The following is a 25,602-nucleotide window of genomic DNA, read 5'->3' as shown; positions in this document are numbered from 1 at the left end:
TGATGGTGTAAGATACCTTTAGCAGTTAAATATAAAGAGTGCTAAAAAGGAGATATCAAGATGAGTGATAAAAAACAGTTTAAATCAGAATCTAAACGTTTGTTAGATTTAATGATTAATTCAATCTATACACATAAAGAAATCTTTTTGAGAGAGTTAATTTCCAATGCCAGCGATGCATCAGATAAGATGTACTATAAAGCTTTAAAGGACAATATTCAGGGCTTCTCAAGAGAAGACATGGATATCCGTATCGATACAGATAAAGAAAAACGTACCATTACCATTGAAGATCATGGGATTGGGATGAATGAAGCGGAACTTGATGAACATTTAGGGACCATCGCAAACTCTGGCTCTAATGAATTCAAACAGGCCATTGAAGATGGCAAGAGCGATGTCGATATCATCGGTCAGTTTGGGGTAGGTTTCTATTCTGCTTTCATGGTCGCTGATAAAGTTGAAGTTTTCTCTAAGAAATATGGTGATGATCAGGCTTACGTCTGGGTTTCTGATACCTCTGATGGTTATGAAATCTTGCCTTCTAGCTTAGATCATCATGGCACAAAAATTGTTTTACACTTAAAACCTAATACGGATGATGAAAATTATGATCAGTATTTAGATCAGTATGAAATTGAAAGACTGGTAAAGAAATATTCAGATTACATCCATTATCCAATTAAGATGGATATGACAGTCTCTAAGAAGAAAGAAGACAGTGATGAATACGAAGATGTGACGGAAACCAAAACTTTAAATAGTATGGTGCCACTCTGGAAACGTAATAAGAAAGATATCACGGAAGAAGAATACAATGATTTCTATAAATCAAAATTCAATGACTTCGAAAATCCACAGCGCGTCATGCATAACCGTGTTGAAGGGGCGGTCACTTATGATTCCTTATTATTCATTCCATCAAAAGTGCCAATGAATTACTTCTCAAGTGATTATGAAAGAGGCTTACAGCTTTATTCCCGTGGTGTCTTCATTATGGATAAAGCGAAAGATTTAGTCCCAGAACATTATCGTTTCGTTCGTGGGTTAGTCGATTCTCAGGATTTAAACTTAAATATCTCTCGTGAAATGTTACAAAATGATCGCAGCATGAAGCTCATTGCGGATCGTATTGAAAAACGTATTACCAAAGAATTAACGGATATGTTAAAAAATGACCGCGAAGGTTACAAGAAGTTCTGGAAGAACTTCGGCATTCAGCTGAAGTTTGGTATTTATAATTCCTATGGTATGTTAAAAGATAAGCTGCAGGATTTATTAATGTTCTATTCAGCCAAAGAAAAAGATTATATCACATTAGCAGAATACGTTGACAAAATGCCAGCAGATCAGAAAGAAATCTATTTTGCCAGCGGGGAAACCGTTGAAAAGATCGATTTATTGCCACAGGTAGAAACAGTGAAAGATAAAGGTTATGATATCCTTTACTTAACTCAGGATGTGGATGAATTCTGCTTACAGATGATGCGTGATTATAAAGAAAAACCATTCAAGAATGTTTCTCAGGGTGATTTAAATATCGAATCTGAGGAAGAAAAGAAAGAACTGGAACAGGAATCTACGGATAACAAGTCATTATTAGAGACAATTAAAGATGCTTTAGGCGATAAAGTTGTTGATGTGAAGTTAACCTCACGTTTAAAATCACATCCAGTCTGCCTCTCTTCAAGCGAAGGGGTATCCTTCGAAATGGAAAAAGTCCTCAATGCGATGCCTAATGCCGAAGCTCAGCAGGTGAAAGCGGGTCGTATTTTGGAAATTAACCCTAAACATGAATTGTTTAATGCCTTAAAGTCCGTTTATGAAAAGAATCCTGATCAGGTGAAAGACTATGCCTCAATCCTCTTTGATGAAGCTTTATTAATTGAAGGTTTCCCAGTCGAAGATCCAGTTGAATTCTCTAATAAAATTACCTCTTTAATGATTAGCGCAAGTAAATAATTGATGGTGCACCTGAAAAATGGTGCACTTTTTACATTTTTGCCACATCTTTGCCACATCACAACGTTATACTAGCCTCAAGAGATGTGAAGAAGTCATTGATTTATATAGGCACATCCTTATCACAATCATTCCCTAAAAGCACCGTGAAACATACCTTGGTCCCTACCCGTTTCACAAAGTTTCTTGTCCCTAGGTGAATGTGCCAAACGTTAGGAGCGACTTCTTGTGGGTACATCTCTTTTTATTGTATTTTTTAATGTTTTATCATATAATGAAAATAGATTTGAGAAGAGATTCTTAAATTTGCTCTCTATACATTCCTATGATTTACAAACATATCTGTATTAGAAATCTTTTTTTATATTGTAAAGAGGTGAAATGAATGGCTTGGGAAAACAATTTTGATGCCCGAGAACTTGATGCCGGCTATAAAATTTATGAAGCTGGCAATGTTATTCATATTAAAATGGCTGATCATCTGATTGAGGCAGATGTTCTTGATGGTGATGTTGATCATGTCATGATTAAACATATGGGTAATAATATTACGGCGATGGACTGCGAATGTGAACGCGGCCGTGAAGGCCATGCCTGTGCCCATGAAGCCGCCTTGTTATTTGCCGTCGAAGATCGCTTAGAAGATGAAATGCGTGTTGATCCCCATGATGTCGAGGATTTATTAAACTTCGTAAATGAACAGGAAATGAAAGACTTTTTATCAATCCTGCTTAACGGCGATGGGGAATTGCTCAAACGTTTTAAAAAACTCGTGCGTTATGATGAACGTCAGGAAGCGAAAACCCGCGCTCAGGTGGAGAAAGTCAATGAGGAAATAGATGCCATTATGCAGGGCTATCGTGACGATAATCCAAAGTACGAAAACTCCCAGGTGATCTATTTGTCCCATCAGATCGCCGATTACTTTTTTGGGGAAATCCGCCAGCATTTAGAGCCTCATCTTGAAAACTTCTTAGAAGCGCATGCTTACTTACATGCTTTTGAAGTGATTGATCATATGTACAGTCAGCTAGATGGCTTCTATTATGAACATGCCAGCAATACGATTAAAAACTTTATTCGTGATCTTAACGTTTATTATAAAAGAGCCATCGGCGGGATTGAGAATCAGGATGAAGTGTATCAGTTAATTACAGCTCATGCGATGGAAAAAGATGCCAGCATCTTTAGAGATGATTATTTCTACTTACTTAATCATGCTTTTGAAGATCGTTATTTTGCGCGGTCACTCGCGCTTGCTAAGCAGGTCATCGACTCCTTTGATGGCAAAAAAGCGATGGAACCTAAAGAAGAGAAAAACTACGAGCAGTGGGTGTTATTTTACTTACGCTTGCTGATTCGCGCCAACAATAAGAAAGACATTCGTATTTTAGCGATGAAGAACTGGAAACATATCAATATTCGTCGTTTTTTTACCGAATACTGTGCCACCCATGATGAAACCAAATGGCTGATGAACTATATCAAAGAACAGATTCCTTTTGAAAAAGATCCCCACTCGGTTTATTATGATTACTATTTCTTAAAAGAATTATATAAGAAAGCCAATATGCGTAAAGAATACTTAAGATCTTTGGATCAGATGTTTACTATGTATGGTGATCATCACTTTGAAATCTATCGGGAGATTAAACTCAATTCTTCCAAAAAATACTGGCCGCAAAGTCGCATGAAATATTTAGATCAGATCGATGATCCCGAGGCGAAGGCTTACTTACTAGCTATTGATCGGGAATATGATGCCCTCATTAAGATGATCAATAGCACGAGTGATTTAACCGAGGTTAATAAGGCGCGCGGCTATTTGAAAAAAGAACATCCGGAAGTATTAGTCAATGCTTATAAACGCATTGCGAATAATATGGTGAAAAAAGCTGGTACGCGGCAGCACTATAAAGAGTTAGCTGGTATTTTAAGAGCGATGATTGATTTAAAAGGCGGTACGGATCAGATTGAATACTTAGTCAGTCATTACTGTGAGAAGTATCCAAGACGTAAACTGATGCATGAAGAGTTATCGCCGCTTTTAGTTGAAGCGAAAGCGATTGATGATTTATCATAAAGCCTTCACAAAAGTGCGGTAATGCTTTACACTTAAAGCAGGAGGGATGCCTATGCGTAAAATAGATGACAAGTTAACTGTAAAAAAGTTTATGGCTTTGTATTATTTGTGGCCTTATTCCAATCATTCTTTATTAGCGAGCTTAGCTTTATTAAAAGTGCCGGGAACTGTGCGCATTATTGAAGGACATGCTCTCATTACAGCGATTAAGGAGTTGAAGAAAAATATATGATCATTGGAAAAATTATCGCTTCGCTGCTCTTTCTTGTGTTAGGTGTTGTACTCATCTATATCGGTATAAAGATTTTGATGCTGCGCAGTGTCATTGATGATTTTCATCGTCAGGTCGAAGAAGAATATCGCCCACAGATTGCCGAACTCAATGAGACAGTCGAGGATGCCTTTGCGTCTCTGCAGGATCTTAATGATGTGATCGCTTCAACACATAAACTCTTTACCAAACTCTTAAATATCTTCTTTAAAGATCGTAAAGTGCGTCGTCAAAAGTATTGATTTCGTTTAGTCACAAATAGAACTTTCTCATTTTCGCTTTTTTAAACAATATCATGTATACAAATTGTGCTTGACAATTATCATGATTGAAGTATACTAAATACATAAATAAAAACTTGATGACGAAGAAAAGTAATTTTTCAACCGGTGGCAAGCGAATCAGTGATGGTGGGAGACTGAGACATACGAGGAAAATGAAACGTACTTCCGAAAGGCGATCCTGAAATGAGTAGGGATTGCGGTGTTCCGCCTTAAGGAGAGAGTGGATATCGATTGATATCAAGAAGAGTGGTACCGCGAATACGTTTATATTCGTCTCTTGCGTAAGGCAGGAGACGTTTTTTTGTTTTCAAGTGAGAGGGAAAGAAGGATATTCAATATGAAAAAATTAGTAAAAGTAACTTTATCAGCGGCGATGATCGCAACTTTAACAGCCTGCGGTTCATCCTCATCAACAACATCAAATGGGAAAAAGACAGTGACCATTAATATTGCCACTTCACCAGACTATGCACCTTATGAATCATTAGATAAAAAAGGCAACATCGTTGGTTTCGATGCCGACATGGTTAAATTATTCCCATCTTATTTAAATGATAAGAACACAACTTATAAATTCAAATGGAATCAGATGTCATTTGATAACATCGTTTCACAGGTTCAGGCTGGTCAGGTTGATGTCGGTGTTTCTGGCTTCACATATGATAAGAAGAGAAAAGTAGAATGGTCTGATCCATATACTGCAACTGCTCAGGTAGCCGTTGTCAATAAGAACTCTAAGATCAAGACTGTCAAAGACTTAGAAGGCAAGAAGTTAGCAGCGCAGTCTGGTTCAACAGGTGAAAAAGCTGCCAAAGCCGTTAAGAATGCAAAAGTATCTTCGGTATCAAATGCTCAGGAAATCTTCTCTGCATTAACAGCAAATCAGTATGATGCGGTTGTCGTTGACTTAGCTGTTGCTAACAACTATGCCAAAGCGCAGAACTTTAAAGTCTTAAGCCAGTCATTATTAGATGAAAAGAACTACATTATTGCAAAACAGGGCAATAAAAAGATGATCAACTTAATGAACAAAGCTTTAACGAAGTTTTTAGCTTCTCAAGACTACAAGAAATTAACAAATAAATACGGCTTAAAGAAGCTTGAAAAGTAATTCATAAATATTAGGGGGTATTCTATGTTTCCAGCTCTTGGCACCATCTTTACACCAGGGAATCTGCTCTACTATTTTCAGTTTGCACTGATTTCCTTAGGATTGGCGGCTGTTTCACTGGCCATTGGGTTTGTCTTAGCGGTTTTATTACAGGCTATGCGTATGTCAAACTCAAAAATCCTTAAAGCTATTTCTACGTTCTACATCGAAGTTATTCGTGGGACGCCAATGTTAGTTCAGATTTCTTATATTTTTACCGTTATTCCACTGATTATCGGACAGATGACCGGATCGGTGATCCGTCCGAATCAGTATCTCATCGGGGTGATTGCCATGAGTATGAATACCGCTGCTTATCAGGCCGAATATATCAGATCCGGGATCAATGGGGTGGCGAAAGGCCAGTGGGAAGCCTGCTCAACCTTAGGGTTATCAAGAGCCGACACGATGCGTTTCGTCATTCTGCCTCAGGCCGTTAAGCTGATTATTCCTACCTTAGTCAACGAATTCGTTGTCTTAATCAAGGATACATCATTACTCGCCACGATCGGGGCAGTAGAATTATTCCAGGCCAGCAAAAATATCGGGAATACATATTATGATTATATGTCAGCCTATACGTTAGTTATTCCATTCTATCTTGTCATGACATTAACAATTTCTTATTTATCTAAGAAATTAGAAAAGAGGTTATCTGCTAGTGACTAATACAGACACAATGATCAAAGTGGATCATATCACCAAACAATTCGGTAAATTAAAAGCCTTAAATGATGTCTCTCTGGAAGTCAAAAAGGGAGAAATCGTTTGTTTGATTGGCCCTTCTGGTTCCGGAAAATCAACGTTAATCCGCGCGATTAACGGTTTAGAAGTTCCGGAATCTGGCCACATCTATTTCGAAGGCGAACTCTATGATGCAAAAAACAAAAAGAAATACGCGGCGCAGCGCGGCAAAATGGGCTTTGTTTTCCAGCATTTCAATCTCTTTCCAAACATGACAGTGTTAGAAAATCTGACCATCGCGCAGACGCGCGTCTTAAAACGCAGCGATCAGGAAGCGAAAGATATGGCGATGAAATACTTAAAGCGTGTTGGTCTCGATGATAAAGCATCGCAGTATCCTAATAAACTTTCTGGTGGTCAAAAACAGCGTGTAGCGATCGCCCGCAGTTTATGTATGAATCCGGAAATCATGCTTTTTGATGAACCAACCAGTGCCTTAGACCCAGAAATGGTGGAAGAAGTTTTAGAGGTTATGCAGGACTTAGGTAAAGAAGGGATGACGATGATCATCGTCACCCATGAAATGGGCTTCGCCCGGACGGTCGCTGACCGTGTCATCTTCTTAGAAGATGGCCAAATCGTTGAGGAAAATAGTGCGGAGGCGTTCTTTGATCATCCATCAAGTGATCGTGCCAAACTTTTCTTAAGTAAGGTTATGCACTAATGCATTTAAAAGAATTCAGCGTTGAAACATGGATGACTGAGCATGAAGGGAGTTGTCGGTACAACTTGGCAGATACCTGCATCAAAGCCATGTCTTTACGCGAATTAGAATCATTAACCCATGAGGATATCATAAATCACATTTATGATATCCCTTTAGATTATGGACCGATCCAAGGATCCCAAGAACTCAAAGACGCCATCCTCACCCTTTATAAAACTGGCGATCATGATAATCTCGCCATTACCCGCGGTGCTGTCAATGCCAATCAGCATGTGATGGACACCATCTTAGAACCTGGTGACCACATTGTGGCCTTAACCCCAGGCTATGAACAGTTCTATACCTATCCGGCTTCACTCGGCTGTGATTACACTTTAATTGAATTACAGGAAGAAAAGCAGTGGGAGCCTTCAATCGAAGACTTTAAAGAAGCCATTAATGATCGTACCAAAATGATCATCCTCAATGCGCCTAATAATCCCACCGGCACCATTATCAAACAGGATCTGATGGAGCAGCTCATCGCTTACTGCCAGAGAAGATCTATTTACATCTTAGTTGATGAAATCTACAAAGGGATTAATCCGCAGGTTTACTGTGATTCTGTCAGCGATCTCTATGAATTAGGGATTACCACTTCTTCATTAGCGAAGATCTATTCCTTTGCCGGCTTACGCTTAGGCTGGATCAAAGCTAATAAAGCGCTTATTAAACAAATCAATTTCCGTCGTGATTATACGATGATTTCCACGGGGGCCATTGATGATTATCTCACCTGTTGCGTTTTACGCCACAAGGAGGAAGTCTTAAAACGTTCCCGTGATATCGTCTCTAAAAATATAGCTATCTTAAAAGAGTATCTTGCCTCTGAACCATTAGTGAGCTGTGTTATTCCGCAAGATGGAACGGTCGCGTTCTTACATTATCACGCGCCGATTGATTCAAAAACGCTCTGTGAAGAGCTGCAGGCGAAGTGTGGGGTCTTCTTTGTCCCAGGTGCTTGCTTCGATCAAGAATATTACTTACGTTTTGGTTTTACCCAGGACCCACATATTATAAAACAAGGCCTTTCCTTATTAAGTGCCTATCTGCATGAGCAGACTGATTAATTCAGTCTGCTTTTTAGATACGAAAGTCTCTTAATTATTAAAATAAACGTAAATAATGGTGAACTTTAAGGGCAAAGGTGCTGAATTTTCTTTGGAAATTCCTTTTCATTAGCGGCGATATCGTATATAATGATAAAACAGGAAGGAAAGTGAAGGAAATGAAGATTCGTCTTAAAGATCCGTTACCGGATGAAATCATCTTTATTATCCATACAAAAGCACATGAATTAAAGAATGAAGGTATTCAGAGAATTGATGCTGACGACATCAAATCATATCTTTATAATGTGAAATGGAAAGATAGAGTGACAGTTGAATATTGCGATGTTATCAATGATATCATGTCTCTCAATTTTTCTGAGTTATTTGATTTTTTAAGAGCGAAAGTGATTGTTGATGCACGTAAGAAAGAAATTACAGATTTCAATGATCTGATTTTTAAATAACTGCCTCGGACAGTTATTTTTTTATTTTGGAGGAACTATGAAATATAAAATAGATCAGCTGTCTAAAACCAGCCAGATTATCAAGGATTATCATGTCAATCCCTTATTGGCGAAAGTCATTGAGGAAAAAGGATTAAGCTTAGAAGCGTATCAGCAGATGATCAATCCGCGTCTGATTTATCATGACTTCTCTTTATTTACGGAAGGAGAAATGGCCTTAGATCGTATCTGGGAGGCCATTGAAAAAAAGGAAAAGATTGTCATCTATGGGGATTATGACTGTGATGGCATTTTAGCTACATCCATTTTAGTGCAGGCTTTTCATGAATTAAATATCCATGTCGGTTTCCATATTCCCAATCGTTTTGAAGATGGCTATGGTCTCAATGTCCATCGCGTGGAGCAGATGGCTGAGAAAGGCTACAATCTCATTATTACTGTCGATAATGGCATTAAGGCGTTTGAAGCCGTTGAAAAAGCCAATGAACTAGGAGTGGATGTCATTATTACCGATCACCATACCTTTGAAGGCGATGACTATCCTGATGCCTGTGCCATTGTCCATCCGAAATTAGGGGATAGTTATCCGATGAAAGAGATCTGTGGCGGTTTTATTGCCTATAAATTAGCGGCGGCTTTATTAGGGCATCATGATCCCTATTTATATTCTTTAGCGGCGATTACGACGATTTCTGATATGATGCCTTTGCGTGATGAAAACCGCAGTGTTGTCAAACGCTCTCTCGCTTTCATGGCTGAGAAACATTATCCTCAGTTAGATCTTTTACTAGGGAATCAGCGCTATTCAACAACCTCGATTGGTTTTACCATTGCCCCCAAAATCAACGCCTTTGGGCGCTTGCCGGAAATTGTCAATCCGAATAATTTGGTGAAATTCTTTCAGAAAGACTGTCCCATGCGCTTTATGGAAGCGGTCAGTGAAAATGCGAAAAAGATTAATACAAAAAGACAGTCGCTCACCAATGCGCAGTATGAAGAAGCGATGCAGGAAGAGCACGAACATTGTCTCTATTATGCCTCAGAAAATGTTCATGAAGGAATTATCGGTTTGATTGCCGGTAAATATACGAGAACCTACGAACAGCCGGCATTAGTCATGCATTATGATGAAGAGAGTCAGACCTATAAAGGATCGGCCCGCGGGGTCAATGGCTTCAATATTTATGAATTCTTTGATGCCCATAAAGATTTACTCATTCAGTTTGGCGGTCATGCCATGGCGGGCGGCTTTAGCGTGGCGCAAAGTCATTTCGAAGACTTGCATCAGGCTTTACTCAAAGATATCGATGGTCGTGATTTCAACGCGGAAAAAGTTGTCATTCCGGTTTCTTTTGAAGAACTTACCATTGATAATGTCAGCAGTTTAGAAGCGTTAGAACCTTATGGACAAACGAATGAGCAGCCGTTATTTATTTTAAAGGATGTCACCTTTGATGGTTTGCGTCAGTTAAGTGAAGGCAAGCATCTGCGTTTTGATAAAACGCTCGAAGCAGGCCGTTTTGCGGCTCTTTATTTCGGCAAAGGGGACCGTTATGAAGACTATCTCAATCAAGAGCTCACGATGGTCGGTACTTTATCAATCAATGAGTATCATGGTTTTAAAAGCGTCAATATGATTATCGAAGAGATCGTTAATGATGATGATTTAGAATTTGCTTAATCCTTAAAACTACTTTGTTTTAGAGGCAGGATTTGGTATAATAAATAAGTATTTAGGAGGACGTATTTATGGATTTAAAAGATTATGTCGCTAGTATTCCTGGCTTTCCCAAAGAAGGAATTATTTTCAGAGATGTCACACCAATGTTACAAAATGCGGAAGCATTTAAGGAATCAGTGAAACAGATCTCTGATTTTGCAAAAGATTTAAACATTGATGTTGTCGCTGGGCCTGAAGCCCGTGGCTTCTTATTTGGCTGTCCAGTCGCAATCGAACTTGGCGCTGGCTTTGTCCCTGTTCGTAAACCTGGCAAACTGCCAAGAGAAGTTGTTTCTAAATCTTACGATCTCGAATATGGATCAAATGAAATTCAAATGCACAAAGATGCTATCAAAAAAGGTGATCGTGTCTTAGTCGTTGATGACTTGCTCGCTACCGGCGGAACTGTCGAAGCAGCCATTGACTTGATTGAAGAAATGGGCGGCATCGTTGCTGGCGTTGCTTTTGTCATTGAATTAAAAGATCTGAAAGCAGCGGATCGTTTAAAAGCAAAAGGCTACAACGTTTGTTCATTACTAAGTTATTAAAAGAGACAAAGCCGTCTCTTTTTTCATAATAGGGGGTGTATGAGTGATGACAATTAAAGGTGCAAAAGATCAAGTCACATTTGAAGATGTGAAAGAGCTCGCCTCTACCTATATCACTAAAAAAGAAAGCATGGATCTGATTCAGCGAGCGTATGACTTTATTATGGTCAAACATAAAGGTCAGAAACGCCGCTCCGGCGAACCATATACCATTCATCTGATTTGGGTCGCGTATATTTTATGTACCCTGCAGACGGGGCCGATGACCATTGCGGCAGGGCTGCTTCATGACGTCATGGAAGACTGCGATGTGCCACATGATGAGATGGTGGAACGTTTTGGGGAAGAGATCACATCCTTAGTCGAAGGTGTCACGAAAATCAATAAGATGCCTTACATGGAAGAAAGTGAAATCTATGCGGAAAATCACCGTAAGATTTACATTGCCATGGCGAAGGATATCCGTGTCATCTTAATTAAATTAGCGGACCGTCTGCATAATATGCGGACCCTGCAGTATATGCCTCCAGAAAAACAGCAGCGTATTGCCCGTGAAACGCTGGAAGTTTATGCGCCGATTGCACATCGTTTAGGGATTAATGATATCCGCGTGGAATTAGAGGACTTATGCCTCTATTACTTAGATCCAACAGCTTATCATGAAATCGTTGACTTGCTTGAACAGAAAAAGAGTGAACGTAAAGAGCATGTCGATAAGATGATTGCCTCGGTTTCTAAGCTGCTTGATGATCATCACTTAGAATACCGTATTAAAGGGCGCGCGAAACATATTTATTCGATTTATAAAAAGATGGTCATCAAACATAAACGTTTTGATGAACTTTATGATCTTAATGCTTTACGTATCATTCTGAAAGAAAAAGTGGAGTGTTACGAAGTGTTAGGGATTATCCATGAAAAATATCGTCCTTTACCAGGCCGTTTTAAAGACTATATTGCGATGCCAAAACCAAATATGTATCAGTCATTACATACGACGGTGATTGGCGAAGGCGGCCATATCTTTGAAATTCAGATCCGTACCGAAGAAATGGATGAACTCGCTGAGCGCGGGGTCGCTTCGCACTGGCGTTATAAGGAAGGCAAGAACTATAGTGCGAAAGCTGAACAGAAGGAAATCGGTGAGAAATTACAGTGGTTATCAGACTTTATTACCATCAGTGATGAAGTCAAAGATGAAAAAGCCCAGGAGTATTACAATACCCTTAAGCGCGATATCTTTGAAGCCAATGTGTACGTTTTAACGCCCCAAGGGAAAATTATCGAATTACCAAACGGTTCGACGCCGATTGACTTTGCCTACCGTATTCATACTGAAGTCGGCAACCATGCCGTCGGAGCCATTGTCAATAATGTGATGGTGCCAATTGATACCAAATTAAAGACCGGGGATATCTGTGAGATCAAAACCAACAATGCGGCCAAGCCAAGTGAAGACTGGCTGAAGTTTGTTCGCACGGCGAGTGCGCGTAATAAGATTCGTGCCTGGATTGCGAAATCCGATGCTGAAAATTCCAAAGAATTTATCGAAGAAGGACGCCGCATTCTCCGTGAAGAAATCCGCAACCGCGGTTTAGATGAAAAGACCTATCTTGATCCAGAAACTTATCGCTCTTATTTAGGTTCTTTTGGCGCCCGGAATTTTGATGAGATCTTAACCTCGATTGGTAAGCGTCAGGCTACGGCGGGGACATTATTAGAAAAGGTTGCACCACAAAAGCGCAGCTTCCTTGATAACTTATCAAAGATGCTCAAGAAGAATCAGAATTATGCCAGCAATAATAAGAAACATCAAAAGAGTATCGGCATCAGCGTCAAAAATGTCTCTGGTTTAAAGATGCAGTTAAGTAAATGCTGCTCACCGATTCCGGGCGATCCAATTGTTGGTTTCGTTTCCAAAGGGCAGGGAATCAAAGTCCATCGTGCCGATTGTCCAAACGTGGCCAATATTGATAAAGGCCGTCTTATTGATGTTTACTGGGATTATACCAACTTAGAAAATAAGCGTTATAATGTGGACTTAGAGCTCAATGGCTTAGATCGGCCAAACCTCCTCAATGATGTGGTGACGTGTTTAGGTTCATGCAATGTCAATATTCTCAATATCAATGCCGGCATTCATGATTTGGATGCGATTATTAAACTGACATTATCAGTAGATAATGCCGAAACGCTTCAGCAGTGCATTGATAACTTGAATAAAATTCAGGGAATTGCTACAATAAAACGCGTGATTCATTAAGGAGTTTGAATATGAAGAAAAAGAATGCAAATACGCTGATTATTATTGTGGTTATTGCTTTATTAATCGCTGGTTTTGGCTATTTTGGGTATTACATTAAAAAGAAGATGTTTAATACCGACTATATTGGCTGTTATGAAAAGATTGGGAAGCTGGAAAAGGCTTATCATAACCAGAATACCAATCCAAAGGGGGATATGACGTTACTGAAAACGCTAGTAGAAAAATATGCTCCTAAAGCCAAAATAGAAGATGAAACAGCGTCATCCTTAAAGGTGCGTGATTATTGTGATTATAAAGGTGTCGTTACGTTTATCTTTAACGGTCAGGATGTGATGGGGCGCTGCGCTAAGCATGAAGATAAATATCTAAAACATCAGGATCATGGGGTTCGCGCTTATCATCACGCGATCTATTTAACGACAACTTTTGATGAGGATACGAAGCTTGATCCTTCGTCGCTCCAGCAGGCTTTCTTCTACTATGAAGATGGCCGTAAATACGGATCGTACCCGCAGGTAAAGATCGGTGCGAGCCGCTATGCGTTAGTGCCTTACTATGATATAAAAACACGTCAGGTGACAATTATGGGAGTGAAAAACCTCAACCCATTTACGGCTAATGGTCTGCATTTAAGAAAGATTACAGCGGCGGATGCAATCTATCTGCCAGGCAAGAAAGCTTTTGCTTTAGGTCACTATCAGATGAACAAAAAGATCACCGTTTCTGATGATCTTCATAAAGCCAAAGATTACATCTTCCCTGACGATGATGATTAAAGGATGAGCAATCATCCTTTTTCTGATGGGAAAATTTGGGATGGTAACGCTTGGATTGTAAGGAATTTGTAAAATTCGCGAATGGATCTTGCAAAGCTTTTGATTCTTAGTACAATGAAGCCAAGGAGGCGATTCTTATGCGTGATTTAGATTACTTAAAATTATTAAGCCGTCAGTATCCTACCAAGGAAGCGGCGAGTACCAAAATCATCAATCTCAAATCCATTTTAGCTTTACCGAAAGGCACCGAATATTTCTTTTCTGATTTACATGGCGAAAGTGAAGCTTTCATTTACATGATGAAAAGTTCTTCCGGTGTTGTTCTTTATAAAATTAATGAAACCTTTGGGGATCTGCTTTCTCCTAAAGAGAAAGCGGATCTCGCCAATCTGATTTATTATCCGCGTCATGGTCTATCGACAAATCATGATGAAGATGAGCAGGGCTGGCAGAAGACCACGATCAATCGTTTGATTGCCGTCTGCAAAGTTGTCTCATCAAAATATACCCGCACGAAGGTCTATCGGAAGATTCCAAGTGAATATGCCTATGTCATTAATGAACTGCTGCATATTGATGCCAGTGATCCGGATAAGAAACTGTACCACCAGGAAATTCTTAATGGCATTATTGAAACGGGTTTAGGCGAAGAAATGATTGTGGCTTTATCCCATTTGATTCAGAATTTAACCATTGATGCTATTCATATTATCGGTGATATTTTTGATCGTGGTCCCCATGCTGATAAGATCATGAAAGAGCTCATTCGTTTCCATGATGTTGATATTGAATGGGGCAATCATGATGCCCACTGGATGGGGGCGGCGGCTGGCAATCCGCTCTGCGTGGCGAGCGTGTTACGTATTGCGACCAACTATAACTCATTTGATGTTATTGAAGATGGCTATGGCATTAATATTCGTCCTTTATCCGAATTTGCCGGCAAAATGTATGGGGATGATCCATGTGACTGCTTTATGCCTCATCTTTTTGATCGTAATATTTCCGATCAGGTGGATTTACGTTTAGCGGCCAAGATGTGTAAAGCCATTACCATCATTATGCTTAAACTAGAAGGGCAGATGATCGGCCGTCATCCGGAATATCACTTAGATCATCGCTTGCTGCTAGAGGCGATTGACTATGACAAGAAAACAGTGACCATTGCAGGTGTCACTTATCCGCTTAAAGATGGTCATTTTCCCACTATTGATCCAGCCCATCCGTATGCTCTCACCCCAGAAGAGAGCTCTCTGATGGATTCTCTTGTGTACAGCTTTACCCATAGTGATGTCCTCAAGAAACATATTGAATTCTTCTTTACCAACGGCTCGATGTACAAGGTCATTAATGGCAATCTGTTATTCCATGGCTGTATTCCGATGAATGAAGATGGCAGTTTTGCGACGGTCGAAACCTTAGAAGGCCCTTATTCCGGCAAAGCCTTGATGGACTACTTCGAACGCAAAGCGCGACAGGCCTATTTTAGTCAGGATGTTTATGCCACGGATATTTTTTATTATCTTTGGTGCGGTCCTGCTTCACCATTATTTGGCAAAGATAAGATGAGTACCTTTGAACACTGCCTGATTGAAGATGTAAAAACGCATGTGGAAAACTACAATGCCTATTATTCATTGAGCAAACAGGAAGAATATGCGGATCTCATCCTGAAGGAGTTTGGTATTGATCCGCAAACGGGTCATATTGTCAATGGCCATGTCCCTGTCAAAGTGAAGAAAGGCGAAAAGCCGATTCGTGCTCATGGCAAAGTCTTTGTCATTGATGGCGGCATCTCAAAGGCCTATCATTCTAAAACCGGGATCGCCGGCTATACCCTGATCTTTAATTCCCATCACTTAGCCTTAGCTGAACATCATGATTTCGTGCGTGGCGGGGATAACACACCGAGTATTGAAGTGGTGGAATATATGCACCATCGCTTACGCGTCGCCGAGACGGACAACGGTGCGGCCTTACGCAGTCAGATCCGTGATTTATTAGAATTAGTGGAAGCTTATAAGAGCGGTGTGATTAAAGAGCACCAGTTAGAGACGGATCTGTCGTACACAACATTACCTTAATAAGGACTCATAGAGTCCTTTTTATATTCCCACAATTTCCCATATTATTTTTAAAACAATAACATAATAATATGAAACGATGAAAGCAGGAAAAGCGTCGATCTTATCTTATGAAGGAGAAATGCATATGAAAAAAACACTTGTTTTATCATTACTTATGATCTTAAGCAGCCCCACTCCTTTATATGCCGCTACACCACAGCTCAATGTCTCAGCCATGAAATTATATGTTGGCAACCGCTACACGTTTAAGATGAAAAATAATCAGGATCCCGTCACCTGGAGCATTAAGAATCCCCGCATCGCCACCGTGAATGATAAAGGGGTAGTGACCGGTCTTAAGGCCGGCACAACAACGCTTGTCGCCACCATTCAAGGGCGACACTATAAGGCGCGGGTGAGCGTTTTACGCTCCCACTTGGATCGGCAGCGCGTGTATTCCTTTGTCGGGAACACGACGTATTTAGAAGTCAGCAAGCTCTGGGGGAGTGTCCCGAAATGGTCAGCTAACAAGAAACTTTTTAAGCTGACCGCTTATAAGGACTTTTGTGCGATCAAGGCATTAAAGCCCGGGACGGGGACGATTAAAGCCAAAGTGAAAGGGGAAACCTATACATGTACGATCACGACCGTAAAGGCTTTAACGTACAATGATTTTTATGTCAAAAACACCTCTAAACTTGATGGCTACTCGCATTATTTCGAGTATACGAAAGCGCATGGACGCAGCTATTACTGGTATTTCAATGAGGACAATACCAATGATCCGCAGGATGATCGCGGGATTGTAATGGGCTCTCGTTTATCTGATCTGTGGAAAGCGTATGGCGAAACAACCTATCGTATCACTTTTAGTGATCAGGCTGATTTTGCCAATGATGCGTATCATAATGTACCATCAAGCCGCGCTTATCTCAAGGTGATTTACTTTGCGAAGCTGAAGGGGCATATGTGGTATAAGATCTTCTATTTTGACGCGCATAAGAAGGTCAATGGCATTGTCTGGAGCAATAGTGAGAATGTTTTATAGATCATAAGGGGCAAGCGCCAAGTGGCGCTTGCCTGTTTTTAGTTGATTTTAAAGGGGACTTGTTTTATAATCAAACCAGATTCTGAGAAGAAGATTAAATAGTTGAATTATGATAGAGACATCATGGCTGGTGGAAATGATGATAAGGACACTATGGGACACTTTGGAGAATGCGCAAGCACGCTTTCCAGCGTTAACGGAGAGGGCATGGCAACATGAACTAAGGTGGTACCGCGTAATATGAGAGTATGACGTCCTTAGAAAAGGGCGTCTTTTTATTTGAAAGGAGATATTATGAAATACAGTGCACCAAGAGGAACCGTGGATATTCTTCCTGATTCCTGTGAAAAGTGGGAAAAACTCGAAAGAATTTTAAGAACCGTGGCTTCTAATTACCACGTACGAGAAATGCGTACACCGATTTTTGAACACACGGAATTATTCAATCGTGCGGTCGGCGACACATCGGATGTCGTGACCAAAGAAATGTATACATTTAGTGATCGTAAAGGCCGTCTGATGACTTTACGTCCAGAAGGGACAGCTGGCATTGCCCGCGCATATGTCGAAAACAAAATGTATGCTTTACCAGAAAAACTGACAAAAGTATTCTACATGGGACCAATGTTCCGTTATGAACGTCCACAAAATGGCCGTCAGCGCCAGTTCCATCAGTTTGGGGTGGAAATGTTAGGGGTGGAAAGCCCTTATGTTGACGTGGAATGTATGATGATGGCATTAACCGTTGTTAAAGCGCTAGGTTTAAAGAATGTGACTTTACACCTCAATACGTTAGGGGATGCCGATTCCCGCGATGCCTACAGAGCAGCGCTGCAGGATCACTTCAGACCGGTTTTAGGAGAATTATGCAGTGACTGTCAGGCTCGTTTTGATAAGAACCCATTACGTATTTTAGACTGTAAAGTCGATGCGCATCATCCAGCGATGAAAAGCGCTCCTAAGACGATTGATTTCTTAACGGACAGCGCGAAAGCGCATTTTGATAAAGTGTGTGAATTATTAGATATGTTAGAAGTAGACTATGTCATTGATACCAACTTAGTGCGTGGTCTTGACTACTATTCTCATACTGTTTTTGAAATCATCTCTGATGATCCAAAATTAGGCTCTGGGTCGACGGTTGGCGGCGGCGGCCGTTACAATGGTTTAGTGGAAGAATTAGGCGGTCCAGCAACGCCTGGTGTAGGTTTTGCCTTCGGTATGGAACGCTTAATGATTGCCTTAGAAGGAGCGGATGAAGAAGAAACGGCGGGCATTGATGCTTATGTTATGCCGCTTGGTGATGAGGCGAAAGATGTCGCAATGCAGATTGTGGCGATGTTAAGAGCTAATGGCTTTGCGACGGATATGGATTATGCCTCAAGAGGTTTAAAAGGTCAGTTTAAATCGGCTGATCGTTTCAAAGCTGCTTATTCCATTATTTTAGGGGAAGAAGAAGTTCAGGGCGAATTTGTCCAGATGAAAAACAATCGCACCAAAGAGCAGACGAAAGTTGCTTTTGAAGATATTGTGAAAACATTAGAGAAAGGCTTAGGTTTAGAGTAATGAAACGTACACATAACAATGGTGAATTACGGTTAGCTGATGCAGGAAAAACGGTCACTTTAATTGGCTGGGTTGCGAAAAAGAGAAACATGGGGGCAATTGCTTTCGTGGACTTACGTGACCGTTATGGGATCACGCAGTGCGTCTTTGGAGAAAACTTCAATGATGCAATCAAAGATGTTAAAAATGAATATATCTTACAGGTAACAGGCAAGGTCTTAGAACGTAGTTCTAAAAACCCAAAGATGCCAACCGGGGATATTGAAATTGAAGTGTCAGAATTCAAGGTTATTAACAAGGCGAAACAGCCACCAATTATCGTCGCTGATGAGACAGATGCAAGTGAAGAAACCCGTATGAAATACCGTTATCTTGACTTACGTCGACCAGTTTTACAAAACAAAATTATCACTCGTGCGAAGATTGTGAAATCGATTCATGAATTTTTAGATAACGAAGACTTCGTAGAAATTGAAACACCTTACTTAAACAGATCGACACCAGAAGGGGCACGTGACTTCTTAGTGCCATCACGTGTGCATAAAGGAGAATTTTACGCTCTGCCTCAGTCACCACAGTTATTCAAACAGTTATTGATGGTGTCTGGTTTTGAAAAGTATTATCAGATTGCCAGATGTTTCCGTGATGAAGACTTACGTGCGGACCGTCAGCCAGAGTTCACGCAGGTCGATGTTGAAATGTCTTTCATGGATACAGATCAGATCTTAGATTTAGGCGAACGGTTAGTCGCTAAAATTATGCATGATGTCAAAGGTATTGATATCGATTTACCATTACGCCGTATGACTTGGCATGATGCGATGGAAAAATACGGGATTGATAAACCAGATACTCGTTTTGGCTTAGAATTAGTGAACTTAAATGAAACGGTTAAAGATGTTGATTTTGCCGTATTCAAGAGCGCAATAGACGCCAACGGTCATGTCAAAGGGATCAATGTGAAAGGGGAAGCGGGCAACTTCTCACGTAAGAAGATTGATGCCTTAGGTGAAATTGCGAAGAAATATAAAGCCAAAGGCTTAGCTTGGTTAAAGATAACCGCTGAAGGTCCTAAAGGTCCAATTGCGAAGTTCTTCAATGAAGAGCAGATGGCACGCTTATGTGAAGCGATGGATGCTCATGATAATGACTTACTGTTATTTGTGGCCGATTCACATTATATGGTTGTCTGTGATGCGTTAGCAGCGATCCGTAACCACTTAGGGAAAGAACTTAAATTATATGATCCACATACCTTTGATTTCTTATGGATCGTGGATTTCCCGATGTTTGAATATCGTGAAGATGAAGGTCGTTACTATGCGATGCATCATCCGTTCACACGGCCAAAAGAATCTGATTTAGATAAGATCGATACCGATCCAGCGCACTGCTTAGCTGATGCTTATGATATCGTCTTAAATGGTTTCGAATTAGGCGGCGGCAGTCAGCGTATTTATGATGAAGAATTACAGGATCGCGCGTTTAAAGCGTTAGGCTTTACGCCGGAACGTATCCGCAGTCAGTTTGGCTGGTTCGTCGATGCCTTCCAGTATGGGGCTCCACCACATGGCGGTTTCGCTTTAGGCTTAGACCGTGTCGCGATGTTATTAACGGAAAGCGAAAGCTTAAGAGATGTTATTGCCTTCCCTAAAAATACCAGCGCGAGTGATCCAGTCACTGATGCACCAGGCGTTGTCGCTGATGAACAGTTAGAAGAATTAGGCATCGAGGTGTGCGCAGATGTTAAATCAGAAGAGAATTAATCTCGTTTTAAAACGGATGGCTGATTTTGGTTATGATCATTTTCTGATCACCGAACCAGAAACGATTGATTATTTAATCGGTTATCTCAACTATCCGCATGAACGTACATATGTGATGGCCCTTTCTCAGGAAGGGGACCATCGCCTCTTCTTCAATCAGCTCTTTTATGTAGATGAAGATCTTGGCCTGCCGATTACCTGGTTCTCTGATGCTGATGATTCCTTAGCTTTGATCGCTTCTTATTTAAAAGACGCAAAGCATGTCGGCGTCGATAAAAATATGCCAGCGCGCTACTTATTGCCGTTAATGGATAAAACATCAGCGACTTATGAAGTCGGCAGTGCCTGCGTCGATTTAGTGCGTGGGGTTAAAGATGTCCATGAACAGGAACTGATGATCAAAGCGAGTGAAATTAATGATCAGGCGATGGCGCAAATGAAAGATTTGCTTTCTACTGGTCAATATAGTGAAAAAGAAATGGATCCTCAGTTATTAGCCATTTATAAATCTTATGGCGCGACGGATCATTCTTTTGAACCGATTGTCGGTTATGGAGAAAATGGGGCGAATCCGCATCATATGAATGACGGGACAATGTTAAAAGAGGGAGATAGTATTATCGTTGATATGGGCTGCGTTTATGAAGGTTATTGCAGCGATATGACGAGAACATTCTTCTATAAGAAAGTATCAGATAAGCAAAAAGAAGTGTACAATCTCGTACTCAAAGCCCAGTTAGCGGCTCAGGCAGCTATTAAACCAGGGGTCCGCTTAGCGGATATTGATCGCATTGCTCGTGATATTATTACAGAAGGCGGCTATGGTCCTCAATTTAACCATCGTCTAGGCCACTTTATTGGCCGTTTATGTCATGAAGCGGGAGAAGTCAATGCGACGAGCGATATTATCGCTGAAGAAGGGATGATCTTCTCCATTGAACCAGGGGTATACTTACCGCATGAGTTTGGTGTCCGCATTGAAGATTTAGTCTTAGTGACGAAAGATGGTGTCAAAATCTTAAACCACTATCCCAAAGACTTACAGGTCCTTGGGTAAAGGAGGCTTACAATGGGAATGGTTGTCCAAATCTTATGTATTGTCATGATGGTCTGGTATTTGATTCCAGTGTTCACGGCGCATGTGCTTAATAGCGGAAATGTCTGCGGTATTTTACTTTTTATGCTCATTTACAGTTATGCAAGGCATTTCCACCAGGTCAATCGTTTTCTTATTTTAAAGCATGCCAAACTTGGCATGCTTGTCCTCGCTTTAAGCCTGGTGATATGTGTCATGCTGACAAGCAGCGCGCTGGCGATCGCCCAAACAAGTAAACGGCCAGGTCAAGAAGGAACCGTAGTTGTCTTAGGCTGTAAAGTTGGCTCACAATTAGCCCAGAGCCGCATTGACACTGCCGTTGCTTATATGAAGTACCATCCTGAAGCGTATGTCGTCGTCACCGGCGGCACCGGTCGTGATGAATATATGAGTGAAGCGGAGTATATGCGTCGTCAGATGGTCTATGAAGGTGTGGATAGTGCTCATATTGTCATGGAACAGGAAGCGAGAAATACCTATGAGAATATGAAAAACACGTCTATTCTTTTAGGTGAAAAGAATCTCAATGAGCATATCATTATTGTTTCTAATGACTTCCATTTATACCGCAGTGACTACTACGCGAAGAAGAATCATCTGACATATGATAACTTAGCCGCGCCGACGCCCTGGTATCTTTTGCCAACTTATTTTACGCGTGAGATGATTGCGGTATTACATATCTGGTTAAGCTAATTTTATAGAGACGTTAAAATAGTTTTGTGTTAAAATAACACTGAGGTGAATAAACATGTATTATTTTGTAGGAATTAAAGGTTCCGGTATGGCTTCCTTAGCGGAAATCCTTCATGATTTAGGCTATGAGGTAGCCGGCAGTGATATAGATCAGTATATCTTTATTGAAGACGAATTAAAAAAGAGACATATCCCTATTTATTCATGGAATAAGGATAATATCAAAGACGGCATGCATGTCATTACCGGGAATGATTTCGATCGTTCCAATCCGGAAGTGGCCGCGGCTCAGGACAATCCCAATGTCATCTGTCAGAACTATTGTGAATTCTTAGGTGACTTCTTTAATAACTTTATTTCTATCGGGATCGCTGGTACGCATGGAAAAACCACAACAACAGGAATGTGCTATCACTTATTCAAAGATTATGACAAAACCAATGTCTTAATCGGTGATGGAACTGGCTATGCGGTCAAAGATGCCAAATACTTCATTTCCGAAGTAGATGAATTCAGAAACCATTTCAAACATTACTATAATGACTATGCCCTTATTAACAATGTGGAATGGGATCATGTCGATTACTATAAGACTTTCGATAGCTATAAACAGGCTTTTGAAGATTATGGCAATCGGGCGAAAAAGAAGATCGTCATCTGGGGTGATGATCCATACTTACCACATATGAACTGGACTAAGCCGGTGATTAAATTCGGTTTAAAAGATGGCAATGATATCCAGGCGCGTAATGTCATTAATAATGAGAAAGGTTTAGCTTTTGACGTTTATGCACATGGTGAACTTTTCGGTCATTTTGTCTTACCATTCTATGGAATCCATACATTATATGATACCTTAGCTGTTATTACTTTAGGTTACTTAGAAGGTATGGATGCCAAGTTTATCCAGGAACATTTAGCAACCTTCCAGGGCGTGAAACGTCGTTATACGGTAAAGACATATGGTGACTGTGTCTTCGTTGATGACTACGCCCATCATCCAACGGCTATTAAATATGTCATTGATGAAACGCGGATCAGATATCCGGGCAAGAAGATCGTAGCTGTTTATCAGCCCGACCGTTTCTCACGTGCGTTACGTTTTGCGAAACGCTTCGCTCAGGTTATGGATACTGCTGATTACCCATACTTTGTCGACTTCCCAGCCAATGCGCATAAGGAACCAGGCATCGATATTGATGTAACGGAAATTACGCAGTATATTCCACGTGCTAAAGTGGTAAAGGAAAACGCTGAAGACGCCGCTAAATTAGCACAGTATGATAATGCGGTCTTCTTGTTTATGAGTCCAAAGGATATTTATAAATTAGAAGATTTAGTCATTGAAGCGAAGAAAAAGGCCGACAAGTAGGCGATAATTAAAAAAGAATCATAGTTTCTCGGATGTTCTCCGAGAAACTTTATTTTAAATATTGTAAAGTTAGCTTGAAAGCGCTTGAATTTTGTGCAATAATAGAAGTAATTGAGAGGAGATATGACATGAGTATATTTGATATATGTCTTGCGTTTCTGATTCTAGCGGGGGCTTTTGCCTTGATCTGTTTAGGAATTACGCTCTTAAAGACAGCGCAGACATTGAAGGATGTCAGTCATTTATCACAAGATATCGATATCACCGTGACGAAAGTGAATAAAACGGTTGACGATGTGAACTATAAAATGGATCAGCTGAATGCCCCTGTGGAATTCGTTAACAACATTTTTACTAAGAAAAAGAAGAGTAATAATGCCGGCTTACTAGGGACACTGGTTGGGCTGAAATCATTTTTCAAGAAAAAATAAAAGAAAAGAGAGGTATTGCACATGAATTTAGGTAAGTTTTTAGCGGGCGTGACGATTGGCGCCATTGCCGGTGTTTTACTCGCTCCGAAAAAGGGCAGTGAAATGCGGGAAGATTTGAAAGAAAAATGCGAGAAGATGAAAGGTCTCACCAAGGAAGACGTGGAAGCGATCTTAGGGGAAACGATTGAGAAAATGAAAAAATCTGCCGATGAATTTGATCGTGACGCATTCAAAGATTCGACCAAAGAAAAAATCGAAGAGCTGCAGAAAAAAGCCGAAGACCTGTTAGAAAAAGTCAAAGATTCTGATTCTTATGACAAAGTCGCAGCTGGCGTTGCGAAAGTTATCGATCAGTTAAATGCTTTACTTGATAACCTGAAAAAGCAGGATGATCAGGGCATTGTTCCAGATAGCCATGTCGATGAGCAGATCGATGAAGTAGAAGACGAATTAGACGAAATCATTAACGAATTTGATAAGTAGGAGAAGACATATGAAGAAGACAACAATCTATGATGTTGCTGAGGAAGCTGGGGTATCCTTAGCGACAGTATCGCGAGTCATTAACGGTTCAAACGTTGTTAAACCAGCCACCAGAGAGCGCGTCCTTGACGCCATTAAGAAATTAGACTTTAAACCTAACCAGATTGCGCGTGGATTGGCGACTTCTAAAACAACATCCATTGCCATTGTCTTTCCGGAGTCATTATTCGCTCATGTGAAAGATATGATTGGAGGGATCGGTGATACTGCGCGGACACTCGATTACAATATCTCGATTTACACAACCGAAGAAATTGGGGATGGCAATCCCGTTAATAGCGTTTTAGAAAAAGTCATCAAATCACGTGCTGATGGGGTCGTATTATTCAACAGCGACAATGTGGATAATGAAATTGAAATGATGAAAAAATACAATGTTCCAACTGTTGTGATCGGCTATGAAGTAGAAGATGATAACTTATGTTCTATTTCCGTTGATGCGAAGTCTATTTCTAAAGAAATCACCAATGATTATCTTGATCGTGGTATTGATGATATCATTTTTGTGAAACCACGTCAGAATTTAGTGCGCTTAGATGAGTTTGCAGATGGCATTAAAGAAGCCTTTGCGGCCCATGGTCTCACTTTTGGTGATGAGCGGATTATCTCTACTTCAACACATTATGAAAAGAGTTATCCATTCTTCCAAAATTATTTCAAAGATCACCGTCATCAGCTTGTCTTAAACGGTTATGATAAAGAAGCTGTAGCGGTTGTCAATGGGGCTCAGGATAATGGCATTGCCATTCCTGATGATATGGAAGTCATCGGGATGATGAATACCAGCTATTCCATTATGTCTCGTCCGGCTTTAACGACGATTCATGTGCCAGTCTATGAACTTGGTGCTATGGCCATTCGTTTATTAACGAAAATGTTAAATGGGGAAGAAATCACTGAACATAAAGTTATTGTCTCAACTCATTTGATCAAAAGAAATTCAACCAAGTAACGCCGATTCTCGGCGTTTTTTAATTTTGTTTGATTCCTTA

The 25,602-nt window shown here is 40.4% G+C and carries 23 protein-coding genes and 1 other annotated feature; all 23 genes read left to right on the top strand.

Annotated features, from left to right (window positions below; all coding sequences use genetic code 11):
• Nucleotides 1-60 precede the first annotated feature (60 nt).
• On the top strand, nt 61-1,962 hold the full coding sequence (htpG, locus tag SG0102_RS10010; protein ID WP_125119792.1) for a molecular chaperone HtpG: 1,902 nt from the start codon (nt 61-63) through the stop codon (nt 1,960-1,962).
• Nucleotides 1,963-2,347: 385 nt separating this feature from the next.
• The gene (locus SG0102_RS10005; protein ID WP_125119791.1) at nt 2,348-4,045 is read left to right on the top strand and encodes an MBL fold metallo-hydrolase; all 1,698 of its coding nucleotides are present in this window, start codon (nt 2,348-2,350) and stop codon (nt 4,043-4,045) included.
• A 52-nt stretch (nt 4,046-4,097) separates the two neighbouring features.
• The gene (locus SG0102_RS10000) at nt 4,098-4,277 is read left to right on the top strand and encodes a hypothetical protein (RefSeq protein ID WP_125119790.1); all 180 of its coding nucleotides are present in this window, start codon (nt 4,098-4,100) and stop codon (nt 4,275-4,277) included.
• The gene (locus tag SG0102_RS09995) at nt 4,274-4,558 is read left to right on the top strand and encodes a hypothetical protein (RefSeq protein ID WP_125119789.1); all 285 of its coding nucleotides are present in this window, start codon (nt 4,274-4,276) and stop codon (nt 4,556-4,558) included. Before SG0102_RS10000 ends, SG0102_RS09995 begins: the two co-directional genes overlap by 4 nt.
• Nucleotides 4,559-4,668: 110 nt before the next feature.
• Nucleotides 4,669-4,881, top strand: a binding site (T-box leader).
• Between the two features lie 56 nt (nt 4,882-4,937).
• Nucleotides 4,938-5,711 (top strand): substrate-binding periplasmic protein, encoded by a 774-nt coding sequence (locus SG0102_RS09990; protein WP_125119788.1) that lies wholly within the window; start codon nt 4,938-4,940, stop codon nt 5,709-5,711.
• Nucleotides 5,712-5,735: 24 nt separating this feature from the next.
• Entirely contained in the window at nt 5,736-6,419 is a 684-nt protein-coding gene (locus SG0102_RS09985; RefSeq protein ID WP_125119787.1) for an amino acid ABC transporter permease, read from the top strand.
• A 10-nt stretch (nt 6,420-6,429) separates the two neighbouring features.
• Nucleotides 6,430-7,158: an amino acid ABC transporter ATP-binding protein gene (locus SG0102_RS09980; protein WP_125120799.1), complete on the top strand. Its 729-nt coding sequence runs from the start codon at nt 6,430-6,432 to the stop codon at nt 7,156-7,158.
• Nucleotides 7,158-8,270 carry an aminotransferase class I/II-fold pyridoxal phosphate-dependent enzyme gene (locus SG0102_RS09975; protein WP_125119786.1) on the top strand — a complete coding sequence of 371 codons (1,113 nt, stop codon included), beginning with the start codon at nt 7,158-7,160 and terminating at the stop codon, nt 8,268-8,270. The genes SG0102_RS09980 and SG0102_RS09975 overlap by 1 nt, the downstream gene beginning before the upstream one ends.
• Before the next feature lie 158 nt (nt 8,271-8,428).
• A complete protein-coding gene (locus SG0102_RS09970) occupies nt 8,429-8,716 on the top strand; it encodes a post-transcriptional regulator (protein ID WP_125119785.1) in 288 nt (95 codons plus the stop codon).
• Between the two features lie 37 nt (nt 8,717-8,753).
• A complete protein-coding gene (gene recJ / locus SG0102_RS09965; protein WP_125119784.1) occupies nt 8,754-10,397 on the top strand; it encodes a single-stranded-DNA-specific exonuclease RecJ in 1,644 nt (547 codons plus the stop codon).
• A 68-nt stretch (nt 10,398-10,465) separates the two neighbouring features.
• Nucleotides 10,466-10,984: an adenine phosphoribosyltransferase gene (locus SG0102_RS09960; RefSeq protein ID WP_125119783.1), complete on the top strand. Its 519-nt coding sequence runs from the start codon at nt 10,466-10,468 to the stop codon at nt 10,982-10,984.
• A 46-nt stretch (nt 10,985-11,030) separates the two neighbouring features.
• Nucleotides 11,031-13,247, top strand: a complete 2,217-nt coding sequence (locus SG0102_RS09955; protein ID WP_179951197.1) for a RelA/SpoT family protein — start codon at nt 11,031-11,033, stop codon at nt 13,245-13,247.
• An 11-nt stretch (nt 13,248-13,258) separates the two neighbouring features.
• Nucleotides 13,259-14,026 carry a hypothetical protein gene (locus SG0102_RS09950; RefSeq protein WP_125119781.1) on the top strand — a complete coding sequence of 256 codons (768 nt, stop codon included), beginning with the start codon at nt 13,259-13,261 and terminating at the stop codon, nt 14,024-14,026.
• Nucleotides 14,027-14,163: 137 nt separating this feature from the next.
• Entirely contained in the window at nt 14,164-16,110 is a 1,947-nt protein-coding gene (locus SG0102_RS09945; protein ID WP_125119780.1) for a fructose-1,6-bisphosphatase, read from the top strand.
• A gap of 127 nt (nt 16,111-16,237) precedes the next feature.
• On the top strand, nt 16,238-17,140 hold the full coding sequence (locus SG0102_RS09940) for an Ig-like domain-containing protein (protein ID WP_157983023.1): 903 nt from the start codon (nt 16,238-16,240) through the stop codon (nt 17,138-17,140).
• A gap of 294 nt (nt 17,141-17,434) precedes the next feature.
• On the top strand, nt 17,435-18,706 hold the full coding sequence (gene hisS, locus SG0102_RS09935; RefSeq protein ID WP_125119778.1) for a histidine--tRNA ligase: 1,272 nt from the start codon (nt 17,435-17,437) through the stop codon (nt 18,704-18,706).
• Nucleotides 18,706-20,472: an aspartate--tRNA ligase gene (aspS, locus tag SG0102_RS09930; RefSeq protein ID WP_125119777.1), complete on the top strand. Its 1,767-nt coding sequence runs from the start codon at nt 18,706-18,708 to the stop codon at nt 20,470-20,472. Before hisS ends, aspS begins: the two co-directional genes overlap by 1 nt.
• Nucleotides 20,450-21,529 (top strand): M24 family metallopeptidase, encoded by a 1,080-nt coding sequence (locus SG0102_RS09925; protein WP_125119776.1) that lies wholly within the window; start codon nt 20,450-20,452, stop codon nt 21,527-21,529. Before aspS ends, SG0102_RS09925 begins: the two co-directional genes overlap by 23 nt.
• 12 nt (nt 21,530-21,541) lie before the next feature.
• Nucleotides 21,542-22,264 (top strand): YdcF family protein, encoded by a 723-nt coding sequence (locus tag SG0102_RS09920; protein ID WP_125119775.1) that lies wholly within the window; start codon nt 21,542-21,544, stop codon nt 22,262-22,264.
• 55 nt (nt 22,265-22,319) lie between these two features.
• Complete coding sequence (locus SG0102_RS09915) at nt 22,320-23,636, top strand: UDP-N-acetylmuramate--L-alanine ligase (RefSeq protein WP_125119774.1); 1,317 nt, start codon at nt 22,320-22,322, stop codon at nt 23,634-23,636.
• A gap of 128 nt (nt 23,637-23,764) precedes the next feature.
• Nucleotides 23,765-24,067 (top strand): DUF948 domain-containing protein, encoded by a 303-nt coding sequence (locus SG0102_RS09910; protein ID WP_125119773.1) that lies wholly within the window; start codon nt 23,765-23,767, stop codon nt 24,065-24,067.
• A 21-nt stretch (nt 24,068-24,088) separates the two neighbouring features.
• On the top strand, nt 24,089-24,550 hold the full coding sequence (locus tag SG0102_RS09905; RefSeq protein ID WP_125119772.1) for a YtxH domain-containing protein: 462 nt from the start codon (nt 24,089-24,091) through the stop codon (nt 24,548-24,550).
• A 10-nt stretch (nt 24,551-24,560) separates the two neighbouring features.
• Nucleotides 24,561-25,562 carry a LacI family DNA-binding transcriptional regulator gene (locus SG0102_RS09900; RefSeq protein ID WP_125119771.1) on the top strand — a complete coding sequence of 334 codons (1,002 nt, stop codon included), beginning with the start codon at nt 24,561-24,563 and terminating at the stop codon, nt 25,560-25,562.
• The last annotated feature ends 40 nt before the right edge of the window (nt 25,563-25,602 follow it).

Source organism: Intestinibaculum porci (assembly GCF_003925875.1).
Classification (GTDB): Bacteria; Bacillota_I; Bacilli_A; order Erysipelotrichales; family Coprobacillaceae; genus Intestinibaculum; species Intestinibaculum porci.
The sequence above is the reverse complement of the archived record's forward strand: the minus strand, read 5'-3'. Positions and strand labels throughout refer to the sequence as shown.